The 17611-nt window shown below is 40.7% G+C and carries 17 protein-coding genes and 1 riboswitch; of the genes, 9 read left to right on the forward strand and 8 right to left on the reverse strand.

Translation table 11 applies throughout. The annotated features are described in order from the left end of the window. Positions 1-2: 2 nt before the first annotated feature. Positions 3-707: a CoA transferase subunit A gene (locus tag FCN25_RS03105; RefSeq protein WP_137221863.1), complete on the forward strand. Its 705-nt coding sequence runs from the start codon at positions 3-5 to the stop codon at positions 705-707. A gap of 13 nt (positions 708-720) precedes the next feature. Beyond that, positions 721-1377 carry a 3-oxoacid CoA-transferase subunit B gene (locus tag FCN25_RS03110; protein ID WP_137221865.1) on the forward strand — a complete coding sequence of 219 codons (657 nt, stop codon included), beginning with the start codon at positions 721-723 and terminating at the stop codon, positions 1375-1377. Between the two features lie 75 nt (positions 1378-1452). On the opposite strand, the gene FCN25_RS03115 is transcribed toward FCN25_RS03110, so the two are convergent. Further along, complete coding sequence (locus tag FCN25_RS03115) at positions 1453-2310, reverse strand: universal stress protein (protein ID WP_137221867.1); 858 nt, start codon at positions 2308-2310, stop codon at positions 1453-1455. Positions 2311-2617: 307 nt separating this feature from the next. Here FCN25_RS03115 and FCN25_RS03120 point away from each other — a divergent pair, with 307 nt between their 5' ends. Then, positions 2618-3808 (forward strand): cation:proton antiporter, encoded by a 1191-nt coding sequence (locus tag FCN25_RS03120; protein ID WP_137221869.1) that lies wholly within the window; start codon positions 2618-2620, stop codon positions 3806-3808. Between the two features lie 77 nt (positions 3809-3885). Here the strand turns inward: FCN25_RS03120 and FCN25_RS03125 are convergent, their stop codons facing one another. Beyond that, positions 3886-4392, reverse strand: coding sequence for a peroxiredoxin (locus FCN25_RS03125; RefSeq protein WP_240778448.1), 507 nt, complete (start codon positions 4390-4392; stop codon positions 3886-3888). 331 nt (positions 4393-4723) lie between these two features. On the opposite strand from FCN25_RS03125, the gene FCN25_RS03130 reads away from it, so the two are divergent. Beyond that, on the forward strand, positions 4724-6514 hold the full coding sequence (locus FCN25_RS03130) for an acyl-CoA dehydrogenase C-terminal domain-containing protein (protein WP_137221871.1): 1791 nt from the start codon (positions 4724-4726) through the stop codon (positions 6512-6514). Between the two features lie 74 nt (positions 6515-6588). Here the strand turns inward: FCN25_RS03130 and FCN25_RS03135 are convergent, their stop codons facing one another. The 4 genes from FCN25_RS03135 to FCN25_RS03150 form a co-directional block, all read right to left on the reverse strand. Further along, the gene (locus FCN25_RS03135) at positions 6589-7167 is read right to left on the reverse strand and encodes a thymidine kinase (protein WP_137221873.1); all 579 of its coding nucleotides are present in this window, start codon (positions 7165-7167) and stop codon (positions 6589-6591) included. 175 nt (positions 7168-7342) lie between these two features. After that, positions 7343-8902 (reverse strand): Na+/H+ antiporter NhaC family protein, encoded by a 1560-nt coding sequence (locus FCN25_RS03140; protein WP_137221875.1) that lies wholly within the window; start codon positions 8900-8902, stop codon positions 7343-7345. Between the two features lie 78 nt (positions 8903-8980). Beyond that, positions 8981-9196: riboswitch (Lysine riboswitch) on the reverse strand. A gap of 401 nt (positions 9197-9597) precedes the next feature. Then, positions 9598-10521, reverse strand: coding sequence for an electron transfer flavoprotein subunit alpha/FixB family protein (locus FCN25_RS03145; RefSeq protein WP_137221877.1), 924 nt, complete (start codon positions 10519-10521; stop codon positions 9598-9600). A gap of 1 nt (position 10522) precedes the next feature. After that, positions 10523-11272 carry an electron transfer flavoprotein subunit beta/FixA family protein gene (locus FCN25_RS03150; RefSeq protein WP_137221879.1) on the reverse strand — a complete coding sequence of 250 codons (750 nt, stop codon included), beginning with the start codon at positions 11270-11272 and terminating at the stop codon, positions 10523-10525. A gap of 431 nt (positions 11273-11703) precedes the next feature. Here FCN25_RS03150 and FCN25_RS03155 point away from each other — a divergent pair, with 431 nt between their 5' ends. The 4 genes from FCN25_RS03155 to FCN25_RS03170 all read left to right on the forward strand — a co-directional run bounded on the left by FCN25_RS03155 (position 11704) and on the right by FCN25_RS03170 (position 14190). Further along, entirely contained in the window at positions 11704-12114 is a 411-nt protein-coding gene (locus FCN25_RS03155; RefSeq protein ID WP_137221883.1) for an H-NS family nucleoid-associated regulatory protein, read from the forward strand. 162 nt (positions 12115-12276) lie between these two features. Then, on the forward strand, positions 12277-12672 hold the full coding sequence (gene rcsF, locus FCN25_RS03160; protein WP_137221884.1) for an Rcs stress response system protein RcsF: 396 nt from the start codon (positions 12277-12279) through the stop codon (positions 12670-12672). Positions 12673-12785: 113 nt separating this feature from the next. Then, a complete protein-coding gene (tsaA, locus tag FCN25_RS03165; protein WP_175405818.1) occupies positions 12786-13574 on the forward strand; it encodes a tRNA (N6-threonylcarbamoyladenosine(37)-N6)-methyltransferase TrmO in 789 nt (262 codons plus the stop codon). A 4-nt stretch (positions 13575-13578) separates the two neighbouring features. Next, entirely contained in the window at positions 13579-14190 is a 612-nt protein-coding gene (locus tag FCN25_RS03170) for a DapH/DapD/GlmU-related protein (RefSeq protein ID WP_137221885.1), read from the forward strand. A 99-nt stretch (positions 14191-14289) separates the two neighbouring features. Here FCN25_RS03170 and FCN25_RS03175 read toward each other — a convergent pair whose 3' ends face one another. Together FCN25_RS03175 and FCN25_RS21055 are read right to left on the reverse strand one after the other, a co-directional pair. Beyond that, the gene (locus FCN25_RS03175; RefSeq protein WP_254693757.1) at positions 14290-15342 is read right to left on the reverse strand and encodes a transposase; all 1053 of its coding nucleotides are present in this window, start codon (positions 15340-15342) and stop codon (positions 14290-14292) included. Beyond that, entirely contained in the window at positions 15342-15515 is a 174-nt protein-coding gene (locus tag FCN25_RS21055) for a helix-turn-helix domain-containing protein (protein ID WP_254693716.1), read from the reverse strand. The genes FCN25_RS03175 and FCN25_RS21055 overlap by 1 nt, the downstream gene beginning before the upstream one ends. 346 nt (positions 15516-15861) lie before the next feature. Here FCN25_RS21055 and FCN25_RS03180 point away from each other — a divergent pair, with 346 nt between their 5' ends. Next, positions 15862-17577: a proline--tRNA ligase gene (locus FCN25_RS03180; RefSeq protein ID WP_137221886.1), complete on the forward strand. Its 1716-nt coding sequence runs from the start codon at positions 15862-15864 to the stop codon at positions 17575-17577. Positions 17578-17611: the final 34 nt, after the last annotated feature.

Raw genomic sequence — 17611 nt, forward strand, 5'->3', positions numbered from 1 at the left:
AGATGGCAGGATTCAATAAAGTCGTCCACAGCTATGACGAAGCACTAGCAGGACTAAATGACAACATGACCATTATGGTCGGCGGGTTTGGTTTGTGTGGTATCCCTGAAGGCTTAATTAACCACATGGTTAAATTAGGTGTAAAAGGCTTAACCGCCATTTCAAACAATGCTGGTGTTGATGATTTTGGTTTAGGCTTATTGCTTAAACAACATCAAATTTCGACCATGATTGCCTCTTATGTTGGCGAAAATGCCACCTTTGAACAACAAATGTTGTCTGGTGAGCTTAATGTAATACTCACGCCACAAGGCACATTGGCTGAAAAAATTCGTGCTGGCGGCGCTGGTATTCCAGCATTTTTCACCGCTACAGGTTACGGCACGCCGATTGCTGACGGTAAAGAAACCCGCGAAATTAAAGGTCGTCACTACGTATTAGAAGAATCATTGACGGCAGACTTTGCCTTAGTTCGTGCATGGAAAGCCGACACTATGGGTAATTTGGTGTTTCGTAAAACCGCCGCTAACTTCAATCCAATGATGGCTACCGCAGGTAAAATTACCGTGGTTGAGGCTGAAGAAATTGTTGAACCAGGCGAGCTCGACCCAGACCACATTCATACACCAGGTATCTATGTTGATCGCGTTATCAAAGCCAGCTTTGAAAAACGTATTGAACAACGTACCGTCAAAGCTGCGAAATAAGGGAGATAACACCATGGCACTGACCAGAGAACAACTCGCCCAGCGCGTAGCAAAAGAATTGCAAGACGGTTTTTACGTTAATTTAGGTATTGGTATCCCTACCCTTGTGGCTAACTATATTCCACAAGGTATGCAAGTGATGCTGCAATCTGAAAATGGTTTACTCGGCATGGGCGAGTTTCCAACCGAAGAAACCATAGACGCCGATCTCATCAACGCTGGCAAACAAACAGTCACCGCAGTTGCTGGATCGTCATTCTTTTCATCAGCAGAAAGCTTTGCGATGATCCGTGGCGGCCACGTAGACTTAACCGTATTAGGCGCATTTGAAGTCGATGTTAACGGCTCTATCGCCTCATGGATGATCCCAGGAAAACTGATTAAGGGCATGGGCGGCGCAATGGATTTAGTCGCAGGTGCTGACAATATCATTGTCACCATGATGCATGCAGACAAACACGGTAATTCAAAATTATTATCAAAATGTGAACTGCCATTAACCGGTTATGGTTGCATTAAACGTGTAATGACAGATTTGGCCTTTATGGAAATTAAAGATGGCGCATTCCATCTGTTAGAACGCGCACCAGGTGTATCTGTTGAAGAGATTGTCACAAAAACCGCTGGTAAGTTAGTGGTGCCAGAGCATGTGCCTGAAATGACCTTTTAATGTAAAATACACCATCATCAATAAAGCCCAGTTTCCCCGCTGGGCTTTATATTATCTGCTTATTAATGAACATGGTTATTCCTCTGCGGGAATAACCAATACATTACTGCGCATACGGCCTAAAATGGCTTCCGCAGTATTACCAATAATGCGACCTAACAATCCTTGTCGTTGCCTTGCACCAATCACAAAATATTCACTATTTAATCGACATGCCAGCTCAAACAAACACAAATCTGGTTCCCCAGATATAATGTGCATACAATCGGAATCTATACCGATATCTGCAATTTGCTGTTTATGATCTGCATAGGCTTTTTTAACTAAAGCGTTAATGTCGAGCAAATCCATATCGCGAATAATTTGAGGGATTCTTAGCACATAAGCAGCATGCAACTGAGTTCCGGTAGCCTCTGCTAGTTGCTTCCCATGCACAATAACAGCGTCATTGAGGCGTTGTTTGGTTGAATTTTTAGTGTCTAAATCAATAGAAATAAGCGTGGTTCCACCTTTATTGAGTGGATTGTTTGTAAGTAATAATAATGGGATTTTAGTATGACGAATTAACTGCCAATCTGTGGGTAGATAATGATCAGCATGATGGACGGCTTTAATCATAAGATCGAAACTATGTCGTGCAGAATGATGGCAAGCATGTTCAAAAAGATACTTACTCCATATTAGATGTAACGGAACATCTTTAGCGTCAAGGGAGTCTAATTGAGCTAACAGTTGATATTCTCGTTGCTCCATTAACGTCTTCTGCACCAGCCCAGCAAGTCGTGGTTGATCAGTGTCTTCGGCACCTAAATATGCATAAATGTAAGCAAAGACCTCTGCTCGCTTATTCATCTGTTTTGTTAATGTTAATCCAATAGCAACGGCATCAGTATGCGCTTGTTCCATTTGAGCAATAATAAACACTTTGTTCATTTAAATCTCCTTATATCAGCTGACTTTTCACTGCGACAAGCGCCTAGGAACAGCACCATTGAGGTCAATAAGTAAACATTTATAGATAAGCTTAATAAAACCGACAGGCTGGTCCCACCTAATTATCACTCTTAAATTCCAATGGCGAAAATGAGGTTATATAACTGAGCAAAACGTGAGCAAGTAACTATCTTTAGATTAGCCAATAGCGTAAGTTTGTGCTTAATAATCAGTAAAAAAGTTGATCAAAATCAATTTTTTTAAGCAATATAGATCAATTGCATATTGCTCAACTTAAGGGGGAACCATGGCAATAGACAATTTTGTTATGTCACTATTTCTCATTCTGGTTGCGGGTAGAATATTAGGTGAACTAATTGACAGGATAGGGTTTCCAATTGTCGTGGGCGAAGTCATTGCTGGCATTCTAATTGGTCCCTCATTACTAAATTGGGTCACACCTAATAGCACTTTAGCTGTCATCGCGGAGCTTGGTGTCATTTTGTTGTTATTTGATATTGGCTGTGAAACCTCCATCAAAAAACTGGCTTATTCAGGCAGCAAAGCTGTCAAAGTCGCGGCGTTAGGTATTTTAACGCCATTCATCGTTATTGGGTTGGCTAGCTTTTATTGGCTTTCTATACCGCCCTTTACTGCATTATTTTTTGGTTGTGCTCTATCGGCCACCAGCATTAGCATTTCAATGTGCGTATTAGCATTAAACAATCAAACCCAAACTACGGCTGGACAAATTATTCTGGGTGCTGCAGTCATTGATGATATCGTTGGTGTAATATTACTGAGTGTGTTGTTTAATTTTGCCTCATCTGGTGAGTTAGATATAAGCTCAATATTAATATTATTTATCATGATAGCTTGCTTCATTATTCTCAGTCCGCCACTGGTCAGGGTTATTATCTATTTAACTCGCGGGCTACACATTAAAGCGCACGTACCCGGTTATGACATTTTTGTGGTGATGTCGATTATTTGTTTATTTGCTTGGTTAGCACACTGGTTTGGTACCCCAGCAATTTTAGGTGGATTTGCTGTCGGTATGGGCTTGTCACGGCAATTCACTTCGCCTTTTAATAAATACCTTAAAAACCCCTTTGCTTATACCTTGAAACTAGAAAAAGCAGCAAAGCCGTTAGTTCAACTACTCAGTCCAGTCTTTTTCGTTTATGTCGGTATTAGCTTAGATCTAAGTCAGCTTGATATGAGTTATACAGGCTTATTAATACTGGCTTGGCTGACCGTAATCGCTGTTGCGAGTAAATTTATCGTAGGGCTATTGGCCAGCTCAAACTGGCAAGAAAGGTTCATTGTCGGTTCGGCAATGGTGCCAAGGGGCGAGGTAGGATTAGTGTTTGCTGAAATGGGCCGCCAGCTTGGCGTCATTGAAGCTAAAGAGTTTGCCATATTAGTCATGATTATTGCTTTAACCACCCTAATTGGACCGCTGATATTAAAATATGCACTGAGGAACAAAATCTAATGGCTATCTATGTCCACGATACTGTTCTCGCTAGCAAATGAGAACAATGAACAAAAATAGCCCGATTGTTGCTTTAGCTATTTTATCAAAAACTGCACCGCTTTATCTAAGTTAGGATCATCAGGATTAGCAGTATTGGTTACCCACGCAATATGACCGCTACGGTCAATGAATACTGTTGTTGGCGTTCCCCTAACGCCATACAAGTTAGCAACCTCATCCCCCAATACCAGCGTCTTCATCTCTACGCCGCGTTCACGTAAACTTTGTCCGGGTTTGGCATCAGCGTCCTCATTAAAACTAATACCAATCATCTTCAAATCAGTATCTTGATAGTTAAGTCGAAGTTTCTCTAAACCGGGTTGAAGCTTTTTACAATAAGGGCACCATGTGGCCCAAAAATGCAAAATCACCGGTTTGCCAGCATAATCATGTAAATTGAATGCCTTACCGTCAGCCGTGAATAATTCGAAATTAGGTGCCACGGAGTCATCCACTTTCGCGGCGGCATCAGCTATACCTAATGGTACAAAAGACAACAATAATAAGCCAAATGCACTCAAGCTTGAATAAATCGATTTCATAACCAACCCCTTTAATGAGTATTTTTTGATAGACAACAGATATAGACCGGACAAAGACCTTTATGTATTCATTAATCAGTTAACATCAACATTATTGCCCAATAATAAAGATAATATTAAGCAATCGCTAACCAACTCATGGATAAAACGACAAGTGGATCGGGTTTTATATACCAACAAAATAAGGTCCGCCTGTCAGTAAAATTTTGCTGAGTTTTTAATCAAATTGGCGTAGATTAAATAGACAGACTTAATCAGATTGGACCTGTAGCCAGTTTCAGATTTGCTACCCACGCCAAGCTGAAACACACAGTAACCAAGGAATGATCTTATGCCTATTTATCAAGCTCCTCTTCGAGATTATCAATTTATTCTGTCTGAACTGCTCAATGTCTATCAACAAACTGATTTACGCGGTTTTGATGAATTAGATGAAGATCTCACCGATGCGATTCTACAGGGCGTTGCCGACTTCGCCACCAAGGTCATGCTACCACTCAATGCTAGTGGTGACAGAGAAGGCTGTAAACTGGTAGGCGGTAAGGTCATTACTCCAAAAGGCTTTAAGCAAGCTTATAAACAATATGTAGAAGACGGCTGGGCAACATTAACCTGTGATCCTGAGTTTGGAGGCCAAGGCCTGCCTGAAGTCATTGGCACCTTTGCCACTGAAATGAAATCGGCTACCAACATGGCATTTGCTATGTATCCAGGATTAACCCATGGTGCGTATTCAGCTATTCATGTTCACGGTAGCGATGCATTAAAACAAAAGTATTTAGCCAAATTGGTCAGTGGCGAGTGGACCGGGACCATGAACTTAACAGAGTCGCATGCTGGTACAGATTTAGCCTTGCTGCGCACTAAAGCCATTCCTGCAGTTGATGGCTTATTTACTATTAGTGGGGAGAAAATATTTATCTCATCTGGCGATCACGACCTAGCCGAAAATATCGTTCATTTAGTATTAGCTCGCTTACCAGATGCGCCAGCAGGCGTTAAAGGGATTTCGTTATTTGCCGTACCTAAATTTTTAGTGAATGATGACGGTAGCTTAGGCAAAACTAACACCCTAAGTGCGACAAGTTTAGAGCATAAAATGGGCATCCACGGAAACTCGACTTGTGTGATGCATTTTGACAGCGCAATAGGTGAATTAGTAGGTGCAGCGCATCAAGGCTTAAAAGCCATGTTCACCATGATGAACCAAGCACGTTTAGGGGTCGGTCTTCAAGGTTTAGGCGTATCAGATATTGCTTATCAAAATGCCCTCGTCTATGCCAAAGAACGTATTCAAGGCCGTGCATTAAGTGGTATTAAACAACCTGAACAAGCCGCAGACTCATTATTAGTCCATGGTGATATTCGTCGTATGCTGTTATCGCAAAAGTCATTTAACGAAGGTACGCGTGCATTAATGGGCCAGCAAGCGTTATGGCTTGACCAAGCAGAACGTCACACAGCCCCTGCTCAAGCAAAACAAGCCTCTGCACTAGCAGCGCTATTTACGCCTATCGTTAAAGGCTTTGTCACCGACCAAGGTTTTAAAGCCTGTGTGGATGCACAACAAGTGTACGGTGGTCATGGTTATATTACTGAGTGGGGTATGGAACAGTTTGTGAGAGATAGCCGTATTGCAATGATTTACGAAGGTACAAATGGAGTGCAAGCACTTGATTTAGTCGGTCGTAAACTGCTTTCTGATAAAGGCGCCGCATTAAAAATATGGTCAGGCATGGTTAGAGAGTTGATTGAGCAACACTCAACTAATGAAGATATGAAGCCTTATCTTGCAGGGTTAATAGATGCGGCTGGCGATCTCGAAAAAGCCACCGGATTTATTGTGCAATCAGCCAGTAAAAATCCAGACATCATTGGCGCTGCATCCATGGCCTATATGCAATTATTTGGTATTACAGCATTAGCTTGGATGTGGACTCGAATTGCAGCAACATCAATAGCGGCATTAGAAATGGGCACTGAAGAAAGTCAATTTTACCAAGCAAAACTTAATACTGCTAAGTTCTTTATGACTTATTGGGGTAGCCAAACCCGTAGTTTACGCAAGCAAATTGAGTCTAGCAGTGCTGATATTGTTGAGTTTTCCGAAGCTGACTTTTAATCGTTAATATGATAATTAAAAGCCGCCTCAATTGACTTGAAGCGGCTTTTTTATTCAGTCATGTTAGAGTTAACTTAATCCCACAAAAACTCACGAAAATGCTTTCGACAAACCGACTCATAACTTTCATTACCACCAATGGCAACTTGCTCACCTTCACTCATAGGCTTACCGTCATGATCAAGACGGACAACCATGTTAGCTTTGCGGCCACAATGACAAATAGTTTTCAATTCGACTAACTTATCAGCCCACGCTAATAAATAATGGCTGCCAGTAAACAACTCACCTTGAAAGTCATTACGTAAACCATAACATAACACTGGAATATCCATATTATCGACTACATGCGTTATCTGCCTGACTTGCTCTTTACTTAAAAACTGACTTTCATCAATCAATACGCAATGAATTTTTTGCTCATTATTGGCCGTCGAAATTAGCTCAATTAAATTATCAGTGCTACCGAATACCTGCGCATCGGTTTCAATGCCAATACGTGATGACACTTTGCCGACACCATAACGATTGTCTATCGATGCCGTCATCACTAAGGTGTGCATACCACGTTCGCGATAATTATAAGAAGACTGCAGTAATGATGTTGATTTACCGGCGTTCATTGCCGAATAATAAAAATACAGTTGCGCCAAAATGAAGCGTCCCAATAGTTAGTCAGATAATGTCGCTCATTTTACCTTTATTAACATCGCAACAACAAACAAAAATGCCATATTCGTTATGAATACGGCATTTTTATGCGGTAGTAATCTGTTTATTAATTTACATTAGCAGATTAATTTGCGTGCACGAAATAATGATCAAGCATTACTTTTTAGCAACAAAGTGCAGTACAACAATACTAATAGCAAACATTACCGAACAGCAAAGCAATCCGGCGATTAAGGAACCCGTAAAACCAAGTACGATATATCCCACGAAACTTATCAATGCTGCAATCAGTGCATAAGGTAACTGCGTTACTACATGGTCAATATGGTGACAACTCGCCCCTGTTGACGACAAAATAGTGGTATCAGAGATAGGCGAGCAATGATCGCCAAATACCGCACCAGATAACACAGCAGCTAACATAGGTAACATCATAGTACTGTCACTGCCCATGGCCATATCTGCGGCAATAGGTAACATAATCCCAAAGGTACCCCAACTAGTTCCGGTTGAAAATGCCGTAATACCCGCTAATAAAAACAACACGGCAGGCAGCATGGCAAACGGAATATTATCGGTGGCTAAACTGGCCATGTACTTGCCTGTTTCTAACTCACCTATTACGCTAGCAATAGTCCAAGCAAACAGTAAAATATATATTGCTGGCAACATAGAACGCGCACCAACCAGCATCCCAGATAGCAACATAGGCAACTCAACTTTTTGTTGAATGCCTAAAATCACCGTGGCAATGAGACCAATAATCGATCCAAAAAATAAAGATGAACTTACATCAGTATTTTCAAATGCACCCAACACATTAAAGGGTAAATCTTTAGCTACTAATGCATCAGCACCGCTTGAAACCATAAAATATATTGTGGCAAACACTAATATGGCGATAGGCAAAAATAAGCCCATCACCTTACCAGTATCCGCTTCGGGTAAATCGGATACCGCGCCTGGTGGTTGCCCTTTTGATTCATCGAACAAATTACCGCGTAATGCATTTAATTCATGTTGACGCATAGGGCCAACATCTAAGCCAAATGCCGCGACAAATAGCAGTAACAACAACGAAAACACCGCATAAAAGTTCATTGGGATCATTTGCATAAAAACACTTAAATAACCAGAGTCAGTAAATCCATGCGCCGTTAAAATACCGCCAATTAACGCGATGATATATGCCCCCCAGCTAGACACTGGTGAAATAACACATATAGGTGCAGCAGTAGAATCGAGAATATAAGCTAATTTGGCCCGCGAGATATGATAACGATCAGTAATAGGCCGAGAAATAGAACCTACCACTAAACTATTAAAATAATCATCAATAAATACCACACAACCCAAAAACATGGTCATCAGCTTGGCATCACGTTTACTGCGTATATGTTGTTTAGCCCAATCAGCGAATGCCCGAGCAGAACCACTCACGGTAATTAACGCGGTTATCATGCCTAGTACAACCAAAAAACCTAAAATATACACATTCCAATTGTTCAATCCACCGTCTTTCCAAACGAGTTGACCTGCTGTGTGTAATATATATTCACTGGTAGCAATAACTGAAAAGTCGCTCAGTAACAAAGCACCAATAAAAATGCCTAACCCTAGCGAAAGTAGCACCTTACGGGTTAAAATGGCGAGTAAAATAGCCACAAGTGGTGGCAAAACGGAAAGTGCCGAATCGGCATAACTTATTATCATAATTTAATTATTTCTTCGTTGGATACGAATAGAGAAAACTAGAAATAAGGCTAAACATACGCCGAAAGAGTATGCATTAACTTAACTAGTAGCGCTCCACAGTAATACCCACTTAATATGAATATCATTCTTTTATCATATAGATAAAAACTCTATGACAGTGCAGCCCCTTTCGAGTACTGCACCAACAAATGTGTTTGATAGACTCATTTGTTTCGGCATTGCATCCTTTAATACTGAATTATTGGCATCACCCAATTCAATACGACTTTTACGCAATGCACCTCTACTTTGGCCATTTGCATTTAAAATGCATTACAAACAGCGCGAACATACAATCATAAACGACTTATTCTATGCCAGAAAAAAACACTAAATCGCAGTACAAATAACAATATTGCCAACAAAAACCACAATTGCATAGCATTAGTCTAACGTTTTTAAGTCAAATGCACACTAGCGTAATGGGCACAAAAACAGCAACTGCATCAAACTATTGATTTTTGAACTGACATTTTTAAAACTCAACATAAAAACTAATACTAATTCAAAACTAATCTAACACTAGCCCAATAAAAAAGGTTTCTACTTTATGAGTAGAAACCTTTTGAATAGAACAACGGACGTTTAATCGCCCTTCAAAGTCGGCTGAAAACACTAACTTAATCAACGCTCCCATCTAACGACTTAACGTCAGATTAAATTAGATTGTTCAATGCTGGTACTGCTTCAAATAAGTCGGCAACCAAACCATAATCCGCCACTTGAAAAATAGGGGCTTCAGGGTCTTTGTTAATAGCAACAATCACCTTAGAGTCTTTCATACCAGCAAGATGCTGGATTGCACCAGAAATACCCACTGCGATATACAAATCTGGCGCGACGATTTTACCCGTTTGACCCACTTGTAAGTCGTTTGGAACAAAGCCAGCATCAACCGCAGCACGAGAAGCACCCACAGCCGCGCCCATTTTATCGGCAAGTTGTTCCAAAATAGCAAAGTTTTCACCGCTACCCATACCACGACCACCAGACACAATAATGCCAGCATTACCGAGTTCAGGACGCGCTGATTCTGTTAACGATTGAGAGATAAACTCAGTACGCGCCTCAATAGCTTGACTAAGATTAACCACTTCAGCACTGCCTGTTGATGCGACGGCATCAAATGCACTTGAACGCACTGTCATGACTTTTTTATCATCTAAACTTTGCACGGTTGCTAAAGCATTACCCGCATAAATAGGGCGAACAAAAGTGTCACTACTGACAACTTCAATCACTTCAGAAAGTTGTGACACATCTAATAATGCTGCCACACGCGGTAACGTATCTTTACCAATACTGGTTGCTGCCGCTAGAATATGCTCATAGTCGCCCGCAATCTCTACAACTAATTTTGATACATTTTCAGCTAGTTGAGCACCATATTGAGCAGCATCAGCAACTAACACTTTACTCACACCGGCCAAACTTTGTGCTGCACTTACTGCAGCGCTACAATCAACACCAGCAACTAACACATGGATATCACCACCAATTGCGGTTGCCGCGCTGACCACTTTGGCCGTATCGGTTTTTAAACTAACATTATCATGTTCTGCTAATACTAAAATGGCCATGTTAGATCACCTTCGCTTCATTTTTTAACTTCTCAACCAACTCTTCTACAGAAGACACCATAATACCCGCTTTACGATCAACAGGAGGAGTGACCTTAAGTACAGTTTGATGTGCTTTTAAGCTAACACCTAAATCAGAAATCGTCAGCGTTTCTAGCGGTTTACGCTTGGCCTTCATAATATTAGGCAATGATGCATAACGAGGCTCGTTTAAGCGAAGGTCGACCGTAACAATCGCCGGTAAAGGCATTTTTAAAGTTTGTAATCCGCCATCTATCTCACGAGTCACCGTGACAGTATCACCATCAACTTTGACCTCTGATGCAAATGTCGCTTGGGGCATATCAGTTAATGCCGCTAACATTTGTCCAGTTTGGTTGTTGTCACCGTCAATCGATTGCTTACCGAATAATATTAATTGCGCTTGTTCTTTTTCTTGCACGGCTTTTAACAGTTTAGCAATTGACAATGGTACTAGATCTTCATCAGTTTCAATATGAATTGCTCTATCGGCCCCCAGAGCCATAGCCGTTCGTAATTGTTCCTGCACTACTTTTGCGCCCACACTCACTACGACAACTTCGGTGGCAATGCCAGCTTCTTTCAAGCGCACAGCTTCTTCTACCGCAATTTCACAAAATGGATTTAACGCCATTTTAAGGTTAGTAGTCTCTACACTTGTGTTATCAGCTTTTACCCTGACTTTCACATTGGCATCGACTACACGTTTAACAGGCACCAATACTTTCATAGGGTTTCCTTCCTACAACTTCAATGAACGTGGACAACACATTGACTTCAGCCAATGCAATATGTGTTTACTCTACGTCCTGCTAACGTTAACGTCAACAAAAGTCAAACGCTTGTTTACATGTTTTGTTGTGATAACGGCAATCAAACAGAACAAAACCTCGTTAATTATTTGCTTAATTTATACATTTATATAAATTTTATTTCATAATAAGGTAATTTAATTTGATTCAAAACCCAATAGTTTCTATTATTGTATCCATATTCATTCCTTATTAAATTTTATGGGTAATTATTAGAACGTTAAATTTACTTGTATTAATAATAAGACTATAAAAAACAACATCAATACTTAAATTAACCAGAAAGATTGATAATTTTTTCTATTATCGCTTTTACATTTATTAATAAATCATTTAGGGAATTTACAACATGAGTGACTTTTTAGACATATTAACCCATGGCCGTCGTTTTAAAGCTGCAATAAAAGAATTATCTCTTGAGGATTTACGTGAAACAGCTGCCAAATTAGAAAAAATTATTACCGAACGTGAAGAAGAAGAAAAATTAGAACTTGAAGCGAATGCTGAACGTAATGCTCGGATTGCAGAAATTCTTGCTCAAATTGAAAACAGCGGTTTATCTATTGAAGATTTAGGTGAAGTCACGTCTTCAGTTAAAACAGCAACTAAAAAGCGTGCGCCACGTCCAGCAAAATATCAAATCACTGTTGATGGCGAATTAATTCAATGGACAGGTCAAGGTCGCATGCCAACCGTATTCAAACAACAAGTTGATAGCGGAAAAAATATGACTGAATTTTTAATTCCTGGCATGGAATAATTATTCTAACCAGCGATTAACAACACGATTACTTTTTTAGATTAAAAAGGGCTTACTTACGGTAAGCTCTTTTTTTTATGACATTAGATTGCTTTATCATCACCATGAGACAAGGTAAACTACATCTTATTGAACCACTCTTATTAATTGAAGGTGACGGTTATGACTTCCCCCCTTAAATATGCATTTATTGCCTCTTCTATAACACTATTATTAAGTGCATGCGCAAGTGATTATGCGTTCAACAGTAATTTAGACAAAAAAGCGATCAATGATTACTTTAAAGTCGGTGATGTAACGTTATATGAGGGAGCTAATCAACCTAGAGGAAAGTTTGAGGTATTAGGTTTGGTTGAAGGCGAAGCCTGCCAGGAAACCCTTAGAGATGCTCCGCCACAAATGGCAATTGCACGTTCAAATGCCAGAAGAGCAGCGGCAGACATCGGTGCTAATGGTTTTGTGGTTAAAAGCTGTTTTATGATTACTGAAGCGGACAATAGTTGTTATAGTCGTGCACTTTGTGTAGGCCAAGCCATTAAAACCCCTACAGAAAAATAACAACTCAATATAATATATTGACTGCCCATAAATGATGAGTGCTTATATAACACTCATCAACATTTTCTATATTTGATTTATAACTCCCTTTGTTTGCTTAATTCAGGTATCGCATGACACAAAGCAACGATCAACACAGTCAAACAGATCTCATGAATAATAAATCTAGCGTTCCGTTTAGCAGTCAATTAAATGCTGTCGCAATATGCAGAACACCTTATAAACAAAAGTTTGGTATTCCGCGTCAGCCCGGATTAGTTAATGCTATTGGTTACATTGAGTTTGAGCCCGCTTTTAATCACCTTGATGCAGTAAGAGGAATAGAACAATACTCTCACCTATGGTTATTGTTTTGTTTTCATGAAAATCTAGCGCAAGGCTGGAAAACCACAGTACGCCCTCCCCGTCTTGGCGGTAATGAGAAATTAGGAGTGTTTGCTACACGTTCGACATTTAGACCCAATGGAATTGGTCAATCTGTGGTCAAACTCCATGGTGTTGTTCAACGTAAAGGGAAAGTGTGTTTAATGATATCTGGTATGGATTTATTAGACGGCACACCGATTATCGATATTAAACCCTATATTCCATTCTCCGATGCGATAACTGATGCTAAAAGTGGAATTGCCCAAGATGCTCCCGTGCTTATTCCAGTAACTTATACCCCTGTTGCAGCAACTCAAATTAGCCAATATACCAATCAACAACAATACCAAGGCTTAGCCGAATTAATTAATGGTGTATTATCCCAAGACCCTCGCCCAGCCTACAAAAAAGCCAAAGATGATCCCAAACTCTATCAAGTGGCGCTGTATGATTTAGATATTTTTTGGCATGTCATGGAGCAAGGCATTGAAGTATTAGAACTTAAACCGACTAAAGTGACATTATTAAAGGATTAAGCTTATGCCGGACATTGATTATCAAGCTCAACACAAAAAACGCTTATCATGGATGCCATGGTTATACTTTTCGCTTAGACCCAAACATCTCCTTTGGGCTAAACCTTGGCAAGATGAAATTCAACAGCAACTTTGCCAACTAGAAACTATTCATATTGGTGAGCAATGTTTTATTGCCCCACAAGCACAACTGTTTGCTGAACCGGGTCGTGATATCTCTATTGGTAACCAATGCATGATTGCCGCCGATGTGTTTATGCATGGCCCTATTACACTAGGTAATGAAGTGGCCATTAATCATGGTTGTAGTTTAGATGGTGGCCGTAAAGGTATCAAAATTGGTAGTCAAACTCGTATTGCTAACAACGTCACTGTTTATGCCTTTAACCATGGAATGTCAGTCGACACACCTATCTATAAACAACCTGCAACATCCAAAGGGGTAGTGATTGGCCAAGATGTATGGATTGGCGCTCAAGCGGGTATTGTTGACGGTGTGACCATTGGAGATAGTGTTGTCGTTGGCATGGGCTGCATTGTGACCAAAGATGTTCCAGCCTACGCCATCATTGCCGGTAATCCTGCGCGAATCATTGGCGATAGACGAGATAAGTAACCTCTATTAATATTGACATATGAAATAAGAAATACGTGAATTACCCCGCGACTTCGCTTCGCTCTGATCACGGGGCTTCTGCAATCTAGCTTTTAACGGCTAAGCTGCTTCTTTTTTATCAGTTCCCACACCAAACTTTGATAGTTCAAAGACTTTCGTTTTAGTAGATGATTTCTTCTGAGATTTGGGGATTACCCTGGCGACTATCCCAGCCGCCATTAAATCATTTTCGCCTGTGTTCTCGATAGACTTAGCTGCCGCTAAATCTCTGCACTGGACTAAACCGCAGCTTTTGCAGGCAAATTCTCGCACGCGAAGGCCAAACTTGTGCGTGTGTTTACATTCATAACAAATGCCTGACGATTTCACATAACGACCTATTTCATGGTAAATACCGCCATTCAATTCAACTTTGTATTGAGTCAGCGAAGTGATCATACCCATCACATTATCGTTCACCATATGGCCGTTAAATTGCTGCATACCTTTCACGTTTAAATCCTCAAACACTATGATATCACTGGTCTTGGCTATCGAACATGATACTTCGTGAGCGAACGCTAGGCGTTGGCGTGAGATTTTTCCGTGAAGTGTATTTAAGCGTGATTTTGTTTTATACCAGCGACGAGAGCCTTTTTTCCTTCGGCTCAACTGGACTTGAATTTGCTTTAGCTTTGTTGATGAACGTTTAAGTGCTTTTGGGTTTTTAACGTACCAACCGTTCGAACCTACAACCGTATGCTGACTGTTAATGTCGTAGCCTACTATTGATGACAAGATCCGCTTCGCGGTCTTGCATTCAACCTCTTGGGTAAGCGATACATTCCATTTACCATGTGATAGTTGGACAGTAACAGTCTTGATTTCACTGACTAATTTACGGTGTAAAACAATCGGTACTTTGCCAATTTTCGGAATGCTGACCGCCCCATTTTCGATGCGGATACAGTTCGAGTTATTCACACACCTAAAGCTGTCATTGTGCAGTTTTTTCTGTTTGAAACTGACTTTAAACGTCGGGAATTTTTGCAACCGACTCTTAGAAAAAGAGTTTTTCAAAGCCATATCCAGATCTCTTGCCACTTGCTGTGCAGCCGCAGAATCAAAAGATTTTAACCAAGAGAACTCTTCGAATACCTTTAACTCTTTAATTAATTTGCCATTTCTGGATAGAACAAAAACGTTTTGTCGTACCTATAACGACGCAGATTTTCTGACAATAATAAGTTCCACAACCCACGAGCATACGAGCCAAACTCAATAAGTTTGGCTTCCTGCTCTGGCGTTGGTTTTATCCTAAAATTGTATCTGAGCGTCTTTTTCATATACTGTATAGACTACTGTACGACCTGATGTTGTCAAGTGGAATACCAAACTAATTCACAGTGCAAGCATCTCATTGTGCAGCACTTCCGTTGATATGAACCGTCAATATATTCAAGAGCGAGGTTAGTTTATCGATTCATCCCCGCGACTTTCGCTACGCTCGGATCACGGGGTTTTCTCGACAGATTAGATAAATTGATAAAAACCAGTTTATTTCTCGTCTGCAATATCAAACTTGCCATTTAAGCATCACAAAGCCTACTGTTGAATTGAATTAGCAGGTGACATCATTAATGCAGGTGCTAAAATGGCGCTCATTAATAGCAACTATTTTGGACATTGGTAATGCGAGTTAGTAAGTACCTGCTTTCAACACAAAAAGAAACTCCTGCAAACGCAGAGGTGATTAGCCATCAGTTAATGTTACGCGCGGGCATGATCCGCCGTAATGCGTCAGGTCTTTACAGCTGGTTACCGTCAGGTTTACGTGTATTACGTAAAGTTGAAGCCATTGTTCGTGAAGAAATGAATAAAACGGGTGCTATCGAAATATTAATGCCGTTAGTGCAACCAGCTGATCTATGGGTTGAAACAGGCCGCTGGGATAAGTTTGGCCCTGAATTACTGCGTTTCCAAGACCGTAATAATCGAGACTTTGTATTGGGACCAACCCATGAAGAAGTCATCACGGATTTAGTCCGTAAAGAATTAAGTTCATACAAACAACTGCCAATTACACTTTACCAAGTACAGACCAAATTTCGTGATGAAGTACGCCCTCGTTTTGGCGTAATGCGTGCACGCGAATTCTTGATGAAAGATGCCTATTCTTTCCATTTAGATCAAGAAACCATGGACAGCACTTACCACGCAATGCACACCGCATACAGTAATATTCTGACGCGAATGGGCTTATCATTCCGCCCTGTGCTAGCAGATACAGGCTCTATTGGCGGTAGTTTGTCGCATGAATTCCATGTGCTGGCTAGCAGTGGTGAAGATTTGATCGCTTACTCAACCGGTAGCGACTATGCAGCTAACATTGAAAAAGCTGAATCACCAATGCCAAGCCAAACACGTGCACAGGCAACGCAAGCAATGACGTTAGTGGATACCCCTAACGCAAAAACGATTGCAGAATTAGTTGAACAATTTGACCTAGACATCGCCCAAACGGTTAAAACGCTAATTGTTAAGGGTGCAACAGAAGAAGCACCATTAGTCGCATTAGTGATTCGTGGCGATCACGAACTTAACGAAATCAAATCTGACAAACTTGAATTAGTGGCATCACCATTTGAATTTGCATCAGAAGCTGAAATTCGAGATGCCGTGGGTGCAGGTCCTGGTTCTATAGGACCTGTTGGATTGGCCATGCCAATTATTGTTGATCATAGCGTCACTGTGATGAGCGATTTTGCTGCTGGTGCAAATACTGATGATAAACACTATTTCGGCATCAACTGGGAACGTGATTTACCGTTAGCTACTGCCGCGGATATTCGTAATGTCGTTGAAGGAGAGCCAACACCAGACGGTCTTGGTACTTATGCAATGGCGCGAGGTATTGAAGTTGGTCATATTTTCCAACTAGGTACAAGCTACTCCACATCAATGAATGCCACTGTGTTGGACGAAAATGGTAAAGCACAAGTACTATTGATGGGGTGTTATGGTGTCGGTGTCAGCCGTATTGTGGCTGCAGCCATTGAGCAAAATAACGATGACCGCGGTATTATTTGGCCAGAGTCGATTGCTCCTTTCACTGTGGGTATTTTACCAATGAATATGCATAAATCGCATCGCGTTGCTGACATTGCCGAAAAACTTTACCAAGACTTAACCAATGCAGGTGTTGAAGTCTTAATGGATGATCGTAAAGAACGTCCAGGCGTAATGTTTGCAGACATGGAATTAATTGGTTTGCCTCATGTGGTCGTTATAGGCGACCGAAATATCGATGCGGGAGTATTTGAATATAAAAACCGCCGCACCGGTGAGAAGCAAGATATTCCATTTGATGAAATCGTGGCATTTTTAACGAATGCAGCCAAAGGCTAATAGTTAATAGTTAACGAGATGGTATTTTAAGAAC

Source organism: Shewanella sp. MEBiC00475, from assembly GCF_005234075.1.
In the GTDB taxonomy this organism is placed as follows: domain Bacteria; phylum Pseudomonadota; class Gammaproteobacteria; order Enterobacterales; family Shewanellaceae; genus Shewanella; species Shewanella polaris.